Here is a 13,928-nt window from a genome sequence, read left to right on the forward strand (position 1 = left end):
TTCCACGAAACATCGCCTGCGTCAGTACGCGTCCGCGCGCGCGGCGTCGCAATGCCGTATCGCGTCGAAGAACGACGCAATCAGCGGGCTCTCGCGACGCTCGCGCAGGCAGCACACGTGGATATGGGTCGAGACCACGTCGCCTTCAATACGCACGGGCCGCAGGCGCGGATCCGGCACGTACTCGGATTCAGAGACGGTGCCCACGCCCAGTCCGCGCACCACCGCCTCGCGCAGCGCCTCGCGGCTGCCGATTTCCATGGCCACTTCCACCGGGACGTTGTGCTGCCGCAGCGCATCTTCCAGCGCCTTGCGCGTTGTCGAGCCGGGTTCGCGCATCAGCAAGGGCTGGTCGGATAGTTCCTTTAACTGGATGGATTCGCGCTTGGCGAAGGGGTGGTCGATCCGCACAAAAGCAATGACCGGATAGCGAGCATACGGCTGCATGTAGTAGCGCTCTTCGGGATAGCGGCTGGCTACCACCCCGACGTCGCAGACGTATTTGTCCAGATCGTCGAGCACCACTTCCGAGTTGCCCAGCGTGATTGACAGCGAGATCCGTGGATAGACCGCATGATAGGCCTCGATCATCTCCGTGACGTGGTAGGGCCCCACCGCGCCCACCTTCAGCGCCCCGCGCCGCAGCTTGCCGCTATCGTCAAGCATCAGCCGCATATCGGCTTCCAGCGACACCATGCGCCGCGCCAGCGGCAACATTTCAAGCCCCAGCGCGGACAGTTCCACGCGCCGGCCCCGGCGGTGGAACAGTTCGGTGCCGTACTCGCGCTCGATCATCTGTATCTGGGAATTTAGCGTGGTGTGGCTCATGCCCAGCACACGGGCGGCCGCCGTGAAGCCGCCGTGCTGGGCCACCATGATGAAGGCGCGTATCTGGTTAAGCGTCATGAATGGCGGTCTCTGCAGGCCATTGAAGATTAGGTTGGCCGCAATGATGCCGGACGTACATGACGCTTACACGACCCCCATCGCTGGATCGCTGGTGCTGTCCTGGCCGGTCTCCATGCGGCCGGCAAAGCGGCGTTCGAAGTCAGAGCCCATGGTGACGGTGAAGTCATACCAATTGTTCGTTGCCTCTACCGACCAGCGTGGCTCGACCTGCATGCCCGGGTCGACGGTGTACGTCCAGGGCCCGTCAGTGCGATACGCGTTGGCCTGTACGGTTACCGTGGCGGGCACGGTGCCCATGTTCATGATGGTGAGCGACACGGCGCGGCCACGCTCGTCGTAACACACGCGCACCTCGGGGTTCGGTCCACCGGCCAATGCGCTGATGTCGCCCTTGAAGCCCCGGTGGTAGCCATTGGGCCCCAGCACCCACAGGCTGTAGCGGCCCGCATTGTCGGCCGTCGCCTGCCAGGAGTCCGAGATCATCTTGCGGCCTTCCACGGTGTAACGCCGTGGATATCGGGCCAGGTTCAGCTCGTCGTACACGTGAAACACGGTGCCCTGCGCGCCAGTGTTGCTGAACGTCAGCCAGACCTGCCCGGCGCTTGCATCCACGTTGGCGCTGGTGTGCAGGTGATAGGGCAGTGCGCGCGACGGGCGCACCAGGCGCGCCTGCGTGGGCAGGGGCACCGTGCCCACGTCCGGCACGGGCACGGTGCCCGAGCCGACTTGCTGGGCCAGCGTGGCGTCGGCCTCGGCACGCGTCGGCGCCGGGGTCAGCATGGGCTTGGCAGTGTTGGGGTCCTTGAAGTTGAAGCAGGACATCATGTCGCCAAAGACCGCACGGCGCCACGCGCTGATGTTCGGCTCAGCCACGCCGAAGCGTTGCTCCAGAAACCGCAGGACCGAGGTGTGATCGAACTGCTGCGAGTTAACCCATCCGCCCACGCTCCAAGGCGATATCACCAGCGTGGGCAGGCGCGGCCCGGCGCCAAACGGCCTGCCGTCGGGCGTGACCTTACTGGTGTCTCCCGGCGGCGCGGGCATCGTGTAGTACTCCTTTTCGATGTCCACGGTTGACTTGCCCGACTGCGCCCCGTCGGCATCGCGCCAGGGCGGCGCGGGCGGCGGCATGTGGTCAAAGAAGCAATCATTCTCGTCGTAGTTCAAGATCAGAACCGTCTTGCTCCAGACGTCGGGGTTGGCGGTCAACGTTTCCAGCAGCTTCTCTACAAACCAGGCGCCCTGCCCCGGCACCGACATGCTGGGATGTTCGCTGTAGGGGCCGGGCGCCACGATCCAGCTCACCTGCGGCAGCGTGCCCATGGCGATGTCGTCGGCGATCGCTTGCAGGTAACCGCCATCGGGCATCGTGTTGCCATAGCCCTTGTACAAGGGCGACATCGCTTCCATGGAAGGCGTGTAGGGCGCGGACGGCGAGCCCACGGCGGCCAGCCGCTCGTTGACGGCCCGATACGCGGCAAACGCTACCAGCTGGTTGTTGTTGCTGTTGTTGCCGGGCGTGTTGTAGACCTTCCAGCTGACGCCGGCGGCTTGTAGGCGTTCGGGGTAGGTCATCCAGTCCAGCCCGTCTTGCGACGGGCCCAGGCCTCCCCAGTTCGCGTTGGTCACGCAGGCGTGATCGGTCACGTTGGCGCCGTTGGTGCCGCTCCACAGGAACATGCGGTTTGTGAAGGTGCCCGTGTTGATCGCCGTGTGATAGGCATCGCATACCGTGAAGGCATTGGCCAGCGACCAATGAAACGCCAGGTCGGATTGCTGCAGATAGCCCATCGCGACCTTGGTGTTTTTTGCACGCGGCCACGCGGCCATGCGGCCGCCATCCCAGGCCGCTTGCTGGTCGGCCCAATTGTGCGCACCGCCCACGCGCAGCGCGTTGCCCTTGGTGGCGTCCAGGTAATAGGGCTGAACGGTTCCCGAGGTGCCTTGCTGAATCCAGACCGGCTGGCCCGACGCCATGGGTATCGTGAAGCGGTCGCTAAAGCCCCTGACGCCGGGCATCGTGCCGTAGTAGTGGTCAAAGGACCGGTTCTCCTGCATCAGGATGATGACGTGTTCAACGTCGTTGATCGTGCCGGTGGCGTTGTTGGCCGGAATGGCCAGTGCGCGCTGGATGGCGGGCGGAAAGGGCCCAAGCGCGGCAGTGGCCGCGGCGGCGCGCAAGAAATTGCGGCGATTCATGAGGGTCATGGTGATCGGGTTCCGTTCGATAGATGAGGGGCGGCGGCGCGCACGCGGCACCGCCGTGGACTCAAGGCGCGCAGTCCAGCGTCGAGTTCAGGGCCGGGGGCTGCGCCGTCTGGGCGCCGCCGTCCGGGCAGGCGCCGGCCGAAGGCGGCGCCACGATCGGCGCCTGCGTCGCCGAACCCTCGCCCGCTTGCGCAACCGGGGCCGGCGCATCGCCATCCGAATCGTCGTCACCACCGCAACCGGCGACCAATGTGCACGCCATCATTGCCACCAACACGCGGCTGATGGCCGATACACGCCACTTGCCTGCCAGGGAAGAAGTCGTCATCGTTTTCTCCTTACTGGGCCGGCAGCGTGGACAGCGGCTTGTTCGACAGGAAGATGGATTGCAGTTCGCTGTCGGTCAGCACGCGGTTCCACATGGCCAGATCGCCAAACACCTGCTGGTACGCAGGCGCGGTGGTGCACAGCCCCACCGTGTACGGCGGCGTGGCGCCGCACTTGTTCATCAGATAGGCGCCGGTGCCGTCTTCGCCGATGCCCCATTGCGGGTACGGAGACAGCTTGGACATATCGACCGACCCCGTCGATTTGCCCGTGGCCACGCGGTTGGTCATGCCCGTGACGGAATCGAACACCACCATGTTCATGGTTTTGGCAACGCCGTCCACCGAAAACGCGATGTAGTTCCAGCGCCCCACGGTGATCTGCGTGTACGGGCTGGTCGGACCGTCCGCGCGCACGCCGCCGCCCGAGCCGATGTTGAACGCGATGCCGCACTGGCTGCCCGAACTGGAGAACATGCCGATCGCCACGCCGGCGTTGCCGCCGCTGACGTAGTTCTTGTTGGACAGGATCGTCACGTTGCTGCGCGACACGCATTCCGGCGCCTTGAACCAGAAGCCGATGGTGAACTGCGGCGCCGTGCCCTTGGACACATCGAAGCCATTGGCGGGCGTCAGGCGATACCCTTCCAACCCGGCGGTGGTAACGAAGTTGGTGTCCACCAGCAAACCGTTGGTGCCCGCGAACGGGCCGGGCACGACCAGGCCGGCCGACGCGGGCAGGTCGCTTGAGGCGGGGCCCATCGTGCTGTTGCCCTGCGCGTCCACGGGCGGCAGCGTCGCGCTGAACGGGTAATAGGACACCAGGCCGTTGCGCAGCGTGTCAGCCAGCGGCACCGGCGGCGTGTACGACAACGGCGGGCTGACGATGCTGCGCGATGCCGCGCTGTCGCCTTCGCCTGCCTGCACGGTGTAGGTGAACTGATAGGTGCCGCGCGCGGACAGGTCCGCTGTCAGCTGGTTGTCGGTGTAAGTCGTGGTGCCCGCGGGCAGGCGGGAGGCAATGACGCGGCCGTCACGCAGCACGTCGATGGGGCGGTCTGGCGGCGCCGTCCACGTCAACACCACGTTGACGGAAGACGAGTTGTTGTCGGCAACCGCCGCCGCCAGACGCGACACCGGTTGCGGCCCCAGCAGGCTGCCGCCATCAAACGTGTACTGCGTGGCCTGCGGCAACGCGTTCAGGTATGCCAAGACCGTCGGCGCCACATCGGCCATGCCGGCATAGCCATACAGATCGTCCAGCGTGGCAGGCAACGGCGCGCCGATGCCCAGGCCGCCGTTGTTCGTGGCTTGGTTCAAGCCGATGAAGGTGGCCGATTCCGGCAGCAGCGGCAGTCCGTCGTCCTGGCTGTTGTCGCTAAGGCCGTGGTTGCCCGTCACGACGATCAGCCACTGGCGGTCCGCAAGCTTGCCGGTCTCGTCCAGCATGGCGCCGACGGCGCGATCCAGTTTGGCCAGCGTGGCCGTGTATTGGGGCGAGCCCAGGCCGTAGTCCAGCGCAGCGTCCTTGGCGGACCGAAATTGCGCGACCACCGTGCGATAGCCGCCGCCGATCATCTGCACGGCATGATCCGACACGCAATCCATAGTGGCGGCCTGGTCCGAACAGTCGGCCATGGTGTCCAGGTAGCCGGCGTCGTGGTCGGCCACCAGCAATTGCGCTAATTCGGGCGATGCCACGGCCGCGCCGTTCAGCCCCGTGTTCGCGGCCTTGGATTGTTGGAATAGCGTGGGGGCACGCAAGGCTTGCACGGGCGCGCTTGAGATCACGCCATGCCTATTCGCCCACGTGCCGGTCAACAAGGTGGCCCAGCCCGGCATGTCCAACGTGGGCTGCTGGCTCGGGGTGCCCGCGACGCCGCCGTTGTAGGCCAACTGCACCTGCAGCCGCGCCAGGTTCGGAAGCGTGCCGGCAGCAATGCCGCTTTGCACCGCGCGGTAAACGGCGCTGTCCACGTCGATCACCAGCGCATGGCGGCTGGCGGATGCGGCAGGCGGCTGTGGCGTGGCGGGTGTTTCCGGCTGGGGCGCGCTCGCATCCGTGTCGTCGTCACTGCCGCCGCATGCAGTCAGCGCCAACGACAGCATTGCGGTGGCGGCCAGACGCATCCATGCAGCAGCGCGGAAGTCGCGGTGCCGGCGGCTCCGGTTGTGCGGGTCGTGCGTCAGGTGGACGCGTAGCGCCCGATTCGCTGACGGGCGCGTCAGCGTGGAAATGGCGGGATGCTGGGCTCTCATTTTTCGACGGTCTCCGTTGGGTAGGAATGACCGGATTTGAGCCGAGCGCGGTTACGCAGTGGCGACGATTTCCTAGGAGTTGATCGTCTTTGCTGCCGATCTTTTCGGAAGGTCGCCTGGGCCCGGGATGTTGTAATAGCGGTCGAACCGTGCCCGTCGGGCCAACCCGAACGCGACCGCCAGGCACGACACACGGTCCGGGCGCGATCCGCGCCCCCGCCCTCCACCGTGCTTTTCAAGGAACCCCATTCCATGAGTACCGCAACAGATGCAGCAACCGTCGCCATCGTCGGACCCGGCGCCATCGGCACCACGGTGGCGGCGGCCTTGCACCAGGCCGGGCGTACGCCCTTGCTGTGCGGGCGCACGCCGCGCAGTGAACTGATTCTTGAGGACGGCGAGCGCCGCATCACGGTTCCGGGACCGGTGCGCAACGATCCCGGCCAGATGGGTGGCACCGTCGATATCGTTTTTCTTGCCGTCAAGGCAACCCAGACCGAGGCCGCGGCAGATTGGCTGGCGGCGTTGTGCGGCCCGGACACCGTCGTGTGCGTCTTGCAGAACGGGGTCGAACAAATGGAGCAGGTTGCCCGGCACGCCCCGACGTCTCCAAACACCTCGGACTCTCCTGGCGCTCGCATCATTCCCGCCGTGGTGTGGTTTCCCGCGCAGGGGCAGCCGGACGGCTCGGTGCGCTTGCGTGGCGAGGCGCGCCTTAGCTTGCCGGACACGCAGGCGGCGCACGTGGTGGCCGAGGCGCTGCGCGGCACGCTGTGCGCGGTGGACGTCACCGCCAACTTCCAGACGCTGGCCTGGCGCAAGCTGTTGCAGAACGCGGTGGCGGGCCTGATGGCACTTACCCACCGCCGCGCCGGCATGTTCGCGCGGCCCGACATCGCCACGCTTGCCATCGCTTATCTACAGGAATGCCTGGCCGTGGCCCGCGCAGAGGGCGCGCAGCTAGGCGAGGAGACCCCAGAAGAGATTCTTGCAAAGTTCCAGGCCGCTCCGGCCGACATGGGCACGTCCATTCTGGCGGACCGCCAGGCGGGCCGGCCGCTGGAATGGGATATCCGCAACGGCGTCATCGCGCGCCGCGCACGCGCGCATGGCATTGCCACGCCAATCAGCGACATCGTGGTGCCGCTGCTGGCCGCCGCCAGCGACGGACCGGGCTGACCTCCGGCAAGCCTCGGCCGCAAGCTGCGCATCGGGAACGCGGCTTGCTGGATAGGTGTTTCTTCCAACAGAGGAGACATCATGGCCGACGACCTGAAGGATCGAGGACCCCAAGACCGGTCCCGCATCAATGTGAACGAAGCCCACGAACTGCGCTACTGGACGCAGGCGCTTGGGGTCACCGAAGCGCAGCTGCGCGAGGCGGTGCAGGCGGTGGGCGCATCAGCCGCCGCGGTTCGCAAGCATCTGGGTAAATGAAGTCAGGGCCGGCGCGTCAGTGCCGGCCCTTTTCTATTTCTTGTTGACGAGGCGCCAGCCCTTCCCGGAGACACGGGCATGAAAACAAGCGTCGAGCGACTTCCGCAATTTGCCGGGGGGCTTCTTGTCCTGCTGCTGGCGGCCTTCGGGCTGTTCCTGGCGGCCATGGTGTTTTCCCTGCATCTTTCAGTGGAAAAAAGCGACGACATGTCGGCCGAACGGCAACGCCGCGAGCTGGCCCAGGCCGTCAGCAATGTGCTGGACGACGTGTCGCAGGCACAAGAAGGGGTGGCGCTGTGGGACATGCTGCTGGATGAACTTGCCAAGCCCAAGCCCGACCAGGCCTGGCTGGACGAGAACGTGGGCACCTTGCTGCACCGGCTGTTCAACCAGGACGTTATTTTCATACTGGGTCCGGACGATGCCCCCGTCTACGCCAGCGTGAACGGCCAGGCGGCCTCGCCCTCGATGTACCTGTCGTACCAGGCCGCCATCAAAAGATTCGTCGACTTGGCGCGCGGTCGCATCAGCCGGCCCAACAACGACCATGAACGCTTGCCAGGCCAGGCGCCGGCTACCGAGGCCACCTTGCGCACGACCCCGTCCGCCGTGCACGCCACGGATCTTGCCATCGTGCAGGATCGGCCCGCCGTCGTCAGCGCCATGCATATCGACCACTTTCAGATGCGGCCCGCCACGCCGGGAGCCGCTCCGCACAATCTGCTTGTCAGTGTCCGGTATATCGATGGTGATTTTCTGTATGCGTTCTCGCGCGGCAATCTGGTTGAAGGGCTGCACTATCATCCTGAACGCGTCCACCATGACGATGACGGGGAACGCGAGCTGGCGTTGACCTCATCGGACGGCGCGCCTATCGGCTATCTGATGTGGCGGCCCGACCTTCCCGGCTCGGAATTATGGCGGGCGATGCTGCCCGCCTTCGTCTCCATGATCGGTGCCGCCCTGGTTATTGTGGCGTTCCTGGCGCTGCGCACGTACCGCTTATTGCGCGACCAGCAATCGCATCTGAGCGCGCTGCGCGCGGCGCACGTAGAGCTGAAAGCCAGCGAAGCGCACGCCCAGCACCTGGCCTTTCATGACGTGCTGACCGGGCTTGCCAACCGCGCCTACTTCGCCACCTTTGTCGACCAGGCGCTGGTGCGCAGACAACCCGATTCCAGCTGTGCGGTGCTGCTGCTGGACCTGGATCACTTCAAGCAGGTTAACGACACCTGGGGGCACGCCGCCGGCGACGCGCTGATCCAGGAATTCGCGCGACGCGTCAAAGCCATCCTGGGGCCGGACGATGTGATTGCACGCCTGGGAGGAGACGAGTTCGCGGTGCTTGCGCAGAACACCTCCGAAGCGTCCGCCAACGTGTTGACCCGGCGCATCCTGGCCGAAGTGCGCGCCCCGTTCGAGCTGCTGGGCGGTCGCGCTTTTGTCGGCGCCAGCATCGGCATTGCCATGGCACCCCGCGATGCAACGACGCGCAGTGAATTGATGCGCAAAGCCGATATCGCGCTGTACCGCGCCAAAGAATCAGGCAGAAATCAGTATTGCTTCTTCGAACCGGAAATGGACGAGACGCTGAAGGCCAAGGCGTTGATGGAAGCGGACCTGCGCGCCGCGCTGGCCGACGGCGGGCAGCTAAGCGTGTATTTCCAGCCGCAGATCGACAGCGGAACGCATCAGCTGGTGGGCGTCGAGGCGCTGATCCGTTGGCATCACCCGACCCAAGGCGCGGTGCCCCCACAGATTTTCGTGGCGGTTGCCGAGTCGACCGGGCTGATCGTGGAACTGGGCGATTGGGTGCTGCGCGAAGCGTGCCGCGCCGCGTTGCAATGGCCGGGCCTGTCCATCGCAGTGAACCTTTCCCCGGTGCAGTTTCGCAGCACCGGTTTCGCCGCCCGCGTTATCGACCTGGTGACTTCGGCGGGCGTCAGCCCGACGCAGATCGAACTGGAGGTCACCGAAGGCGTGTTCATCGAGGACGACGGGCGCGTGCAAAACGCCATCGGCCAGTTGCGCGCGGTGGGCTTCCGGATCGCGCTGGATGACTTTGGCACCGGTTATTCCAGCCTGAGCTATTTGCAGAAATTCGCCGTGGACAAAATCAAGATCGATCGCAGCTTTGTGGCCAATATCGGCGAAGGCGCGGACTCCACCGCCATCGTCAATGCCGTTGTGACGCTGGGCCGCTCGATGGGGCTGACGGTCAACGCCGAAGGCGTCGAGACGGCGGCGCAACGCGATTTTCTACGCGCTGCCGGCTGCGACGAGCTGCAAGGCTTTCTGTTTTCGAAGGCAGTGCCGGCGGAAGAAATTACGCAGCATTTGCAAATGGCACGCGCGGCGGACTGAACGTTGGGCGAACGCGCGTACGGGCGAACGCGCCAACGGGCCGCGGGGCCACCGGGCCACCGGGCCGCAGGCCGCTTACGCCGAAACCGTGCCCGCAAAATGTGGCGAGCTGCCAAAGTGTTCGATCAGCAATTCCGTCAGGACCCGGATCTTGCGTGCGGGATGCTGACCGGGCGGCCGGATCACGTAGGCGCCCGCGGGCGGCGGCGGGTAGCGGGGCATGACGGGCACCAGCGCGCCCGCCACCACGTAGTCATGCGTCAGGCAATCGGGCAGGTACGCAAGGCCCAGGCCGGCCGCGGCCGCCGTAACCAGGGCCGCGCCGTTGTCGGCCTTGAAGCGCCCTTGCGGACGCACCGTGATGATCTTGTCGCCGTCCATGAACTGCCACGCCTCGGTGCCCTGCATCAGCGCTTGATGGGCGCCGAGTTCGGCAGGCGTTTCCGGCGCGCCATGCGTCTTGATGTAGTCGGGGCTGGCAAGCAGCTTGCCCAGGATGGGGCCGACGCGTCTGGCGACCAGGTTGGAGTCTTGCAGATAACCGACGCGGATCGCGCAGTCGTAGCCTTCGGCGATAAGGTCGACAAAGCGGTCGCTGTAGCAGGTCTGCACGTGCAGCTTGGGATGGCGCCGCGCCATTTCCGCGACCACCGGCGCAAAGTGCGTCAGGCCGAACGACACGGGCACGGCCACGCGCAGGCGGCCGCGCAGCTCGCCGGCGGGCACGATGCTTTCGCGCGCCAGGTCTATTTCGGCGCAGGCGCGTGCCGCATGGTCACGGAACGTGGCGCCCGCTTCCGTCAGCGCCGCGCCGCGTGTCGAGCGTGCCAGCAACTGCACGCCAAGCTCTTCTTCCAGGCGCAGCAGGCGACGGCTGACGATGGACTTGGACACGCCCATCCGAAGCGCGGCCGGCGACACGCCGCCCGCGTCGGCCACCTCGATAAAAGTCTGTAGCTCTTCGATATCCACTTGGCGTTGCCCCCGTTTTGCGACGCAGTTCGCCGCAGGATAGCACTACGCAATCCCGCACCGACAGCCCCAACTGTCGCGATGGAAGACGCCGCGCGCCGGTGTTCCGCAACGCGCGACACAGCTCATCGCGCAACGTCACTACCGCATCCCGAGCCACAAAAACATAATGCCCATTCCGGGGACGGCGCTACCCGCGTCCGCCACCCGGCACTGCATGTTGCAGAGCACCCCCTCCAACCACAGCAAGCCAGGGATCACCAATGAAATTTCGTAATGGCCTCGATTCGCTACTCCGTCCTGAAGACTCGTTATTGGTTCTGATCGACCACCAGCCCTACCAGCTGACCAATCTGAACAGCCACGACCCGCACATGGTGGTCAACAATTCAACGGCGTTGGCGAAGGCCGCCAAGGCGTTCAACGTGCCCACCATCCTGACCAGCGTGATTGCTGACCGGGGCGGCCGCATCTTTTCGCAGATCACCGATGTGTTCCCCGGGCAAGAGGTCATCGACCGCACGCTCATCAACACGTGGGAAGACAAGAAGGTCGTCGAAGCGGCCAAGGCCACGGGCCGCAAGCAGCTGATCATTGCCGGCTTGTGGACCGAGGTCTGCGTGGCGATGCCGGCGATCCAGGCGGCGGGCGAGGGCTGGGATGTGACGGTGGTAACCGACGCGTCCGGCGGCGTGTCGGTCGAAGCGCACGAAGTGGCGCTTCAGCGCATGGCGGCGGCCGGCGTCAACTTGATGACGTGGCTGGCGGTGGCCGCCGAATGGCAGCGCGACTGGGCGCGCCTGGGCACCGCCGAAGCGCTGACCAATGTACTGGTCCAACACGCGGCCGGCAGCGGCATCGCATATCTGTGGGAACAGCAGTTGCTGAATACGCCCGCGCCCGCCACCGCAAGCTGATCGCGGCGGCGCCCCGAACCGGCGCCAGGACGGCATAAGTTGCCCTGCCTGGCGCCGGGGCCATTCCGGCCCGGGACAACGTGCCGAGGAATGCTGATATGACGACAAACGCTGTCTTGCTGATGGGAGGCACCGGTTCCATCGGCCGCTTGAGCGCCCGTGCTTTGCGGGCCGTTTACCCCGATGTCCCGTTGCTGATCGGCGGGCGCGATGCGGCAAAAAGTGCCGACGCGGCGGCCGAGCTGGGCAACGCCGAAGGCGTGGTGATTGACCCGCGCGCCAACGATCTGGGGCTGGGCGAGCGGCCGGTAGCGGCCGTGGCCGTCTTTTACGCCGATGATCGATTGGCCGGCCTGCGCTTTGCGCAGCGTCGCGGTGCGCCCCACCTGGGAATTTCTTCCGGTGTCTATGAGATTGCGCCCGAAGTGGCTGCGTACATGCAGTCGCCCGGCACCTGTGCCATCGTGCTGGGCTATGAATGGCTGGTGGGCGCCACCACCATCGCCACGTTCGATTGCGCGCGCGCCTTTGCGCAATTGCACGACATCAAGATCGGCGCCCTTGTCGACGAGCAGGACGGCGGTGGCCCTGCCGTGGCCGAGGATTTCGAGCGCCTGAACCGCATGATGCCGGCCGCCTTGACGCTGCGCGATGGCCGCTACGTCTGGCGTGGCAAAGAAGACGCCCGGGCCGAGTTTAGCGCCATCGACGGCACGGTGATGCAAGCCCACGGCTTCTCGTCCATCGATGTGGCGGGTCTGGCCACGGCAACCGGGGCGCCCAACGTGCAGTTCAATATCGCAACCGGCGTCAGTTCATCGCGGCGGCGCGGTGAACCGAAATCGACCGAGATCATCATTGAGCTCGCGGGCAAAGGCCATGACGGCCGTGCGCTACGGACCCGTCATGCGGTGTTCCACCCGCGCGGCGCGGCCCATCTGACGGCGCTGGGCGTCAGCATGATTCTTGAGCGGCTGGCCGGCCTGGACGGCAATCCGCCCACGCCGCCGGGGCTGCTATTTCCCTTTCAGGTGGTCGATCACGGTACCTACCTGTCGCGCCTGCGGGCCGAGGGCGGCAGCATCATCGCGCTTGACCCCGTGCAGTAGGGTCCGGTGACAACCGCGTCAAGTCCGGGCGTCGACGACATGGCCATCAACCCCAGCCGCTATCTGGGCATCACGGGCTTTGCGCTGATCGCCGCCTGCTACGGCTTCGCGCGGTTTGCCTTCGGGCTCTTCCTGCCTCGGATCGACGCGGAACTTAGCCTGTCTTCGACCCTGAGCGGCTTGATGTCGGGCGCGGCGTTTCTGACTTACTGCGTGGCCGTCATCCTGTCGGCCTGGCTGACCGAGCGCCTCGGCCCCCGCTTTGTCGCCATCGGCGCGGCCCTGATTGCGGCCGCGGGCATGGCCGGTATCGCGGCGGCGCCCACGGCGCCTTGGCTGGCGGGCGCCGTCATGCTGGCCGGATCCAGCACGGGTTTGGTATCGCCCGCGCTGGCGGCGGCGGTTGCGGCGGGCGTTCCGCCTGGCCGCCAGAACGCCACCAACGCCTTCATCAACGCGGGCACCGGCGCGGGCGTGGCCTTGTCCGGCCCCGTCGCGCTGATGATGGGCGAGCAGTGGCGCGTGGCCTTCGCGGGCTTTGCCGCCGTGGCTTTCGGGTTGGCGTTTGCCGTGGCGTTCATCCTGCCCCGGCGCACGCCGGGCGCAACCGCCGGCGCTACTGCCGGCGCTACTGCTGTTGGCGCTACTGCCACTGGCGCTAGCACCACTGGCGTCACCACCACCGGCGTTACCACCACCGGCGCTGCTACCACCGGCGCTACCACCACCGGCACTGCTACCACCGGCGCCACCACCGCCGGCAACGGCATCCCGATGTTAAGTGGCGCCCTGCGGCGCTTGATCGCGGCGGCCTTCCTGACGGGCGCGGCCAGCACCGCGATCTGGTCTTTCGGAGGGCAGCTGGTCGGCCTGCGCTTGAACTGGAGCGGCACCGGCGCGGGCCTGCTGTGGACCGCCATCGGCGCTGCCGGCATTGTGGGCGCGGGCGCGGGGCACTGGATCGCACGGTTCGGCATTGACCGCGTGCACCGAGTGTTCCTGACGGCCATGGCCGCAAGCGTGTTGCTGGTCGGCATCGACGGCACGTCCGCGCCCTTGGCGCTGTTGGGCGGCGCGCTGTTCGGCATGGCCTACATCACGATCACCGGCGTCTATCTGCTATGGGGCGTGTCGGCCCTGCCCGAACGCCCCGCCACCGGCGTGATGATTGCGTTTCTGGCGCTGGCCATCGGCCAGACGGCGGGCGCGTCGATCTTCGGGCTGCTGATGGACCGTTTCACGGCCGATCACGCCGTTATCCTTTTTGCCGCCCTTGCCTTGACGGCGGGAGTCGCACGGGCCGAGACCGCCGACGATGCCAAGCGCCGCCGATTTCCGGCGTGCAAGAAACAGTCGCAACAATAATTTACGAACGCGCCCGACGCGGTTCTACGACGTGGCTTGACGCCGCCACCGCCGCGGACGGG

The 13,928-nt window shown here is 66.2% G+C and carries 11 protein-coding genes; 6 read left to right on the forward strand and 5 right to left on the reverse strand.

Features of this window, described 5'->3' with window-relative positions:
- Positions 1–21: 21 nt before the first annotated feature.
- The 4 genes from AC6LJY_RS12730 to AC6LJY_RS12745 all read right to left on the reverse strand — a co-directional run bounded on the left by AC6LJY_RS12730 (position 22) and on the right by AC6LJY_RS12745 (position 5,702).
- The gene (locus AC6LJY_RS12730) at positions 22–906 is read right to left on the reverse strand and encodes a LysR substrate-binding domain-containing protein (protein ID WP_498136076.1); all 885 of its coding nucleotides are present in this window, start codon (positions 904–906) and stop codon (positions 22–24) included.
- Positions 907–972: 66 nt separating this feature from the next.
- A complete protein-coding gene (locus tag AC6LJY_RS12735) occupies positions 973–3,117 on the reverse strand; it encodes a phosphocholine-specific phospholipase C (RefSeq protein WP_498136077.1) in 2,145 nt (714 codons plus the stop codon).
- Between the two features lie 61 nt (positions 3,118–3,178).
- Positions 3,179–3,445 carry a hypothetical protein gene (locus tag AC6LJY_RS12740; protein WP_498136078.1) on the reverse strand — a complete coding sequence of 89 codons (267 nt, stop codon included), beginning with the start codon at positions 3,443–3,445 and terminating at the stop codon, positions 3,179–3,181.
- Positions 3,446–3,455: 10 nt separating this feature from the next.
- The gene (locus tag AC6LJY_RS12745; protein ID WP_498136079.1) at positions 3,456–5,702 is read right to left on the reverse strand and encodes a hypothetical protein; all 2,247 of its coding nucleotides are present in this window, start codon (positions 5,700–5,702) and stop codon (positions 3,456–3,458) included.
- 252 nt (positions 5,703–5,954) lie between these two features.
- Here AC6LJY_RS12745 and AC6LJY_RS12750 point away from each other — a divergent pair, with 252 nt between their 5' ends.
- The 3 genes from AC6LJY_RS12750 (at position 5,955) to AC6LJY_RS12760 (ending at position 9,503) form a co-directional block, all read left to right on the forward strand.
- Positions 5,955–6,881: an oxidoreductase gene (locus tag AC6LJY_RS12750; protein ID WP_498136080.1), complete on the forward strand. Its 927-nt coding sequence runs from the start codon at positions 5,955–5,957 to the stop codon at positions 6,879–6,881.
- 81 nt (positions 6,882–6,962) lie between these two features.
- Positions 6,963–7,139, forward strand: a complete 177-nt coding sequence (locus tag AC6LJY_RS12755; RefSeq protein ID WP_082134474.1) for a DUF3606 domain-containing protein — start codon at positions 6,963–6,965, stop codon at positions 7,137–7,139.
- 78 nt (positions 7,140–7,217) lie between these two features.
- A complete protein-coding gene (locus tag AC6LJY_RS12760) occupies positions 7,218–9,503 on the forward strand; it encodes a putative bifunctional diguanylate cyclase/phosphodiesterase (protein ID WP_498136081.1) in 2,286 nt (761 codons plus the stop codon).
- 75 nt (positions 9,504–9,578) lie between these two features.
- Here AC6LJY_RS12760 and AC6LJY_RS12765 read toward each other — a convergent pair whose 3' ends face one another.
- Positions 9,579–10,475 (reverse strand): LysR family transcriptional regulator, encoded by an 897-nt coding sequence (locus AC6LJY_RS12765; RefSeq protein ID WP_498136082.1) that lies wholly within the window; start codon positions 10,473–10,475, stop codon positions 9,579–9,581.
- Positions 10,476–10,738: 263 nt separating this feature from the next.
- Here AC6LJY_RS12765 and AC6LJY_RS12770 point away from each other — a divergent pair, with 263 nt between their 5' ends.
- The 3 genes from AC6LJY_RS12770 (at position 10,739) to AC6LJY_RS12780 (ending at position 13,866) form a co-directional block, all read left to right on the forward strand.
- The gene (locus AC6LJY_RS12770) at positions 10,739–11,392 is read left to right on the forward strand and encodes a hydrolase (protein WP_104144119.1); all 654 of its coding nucleotides are present in this window, start codon (positions 10,739–10,741) and stop codon (positions 11,390–11,392) included.
- 98 nt (positions 11,393–11,490) lie between these two features.
- Entirely contained in the window at positions 11,491–12,501 is a 1,011-nt protein-coding gene (locus tag AC6LJY_RS12775) for an NAD(P)-dependent oxidoreductase (protein ID WP_498136083.1), read from the forward strand.
- A gap of 6 nt (positions 12,502–12,507) precedes the next feature.
- Positions 12,508–13,866: an MFS transporter gene (locus AC6LJY_RS12780; protein ID WP_498136084.1), complete on the forward strand. Its 1,359-nt coding sequence runs from the start codon at positions 12,508–12,510 to the stop codon at positions 13,864–13,866.
- Positions 13,867–13,928 lie beyond the last annotated feature (62 nt).

This window comes from Achromobacter sp. RT286_PF (genome assembly GCF_059760425.1).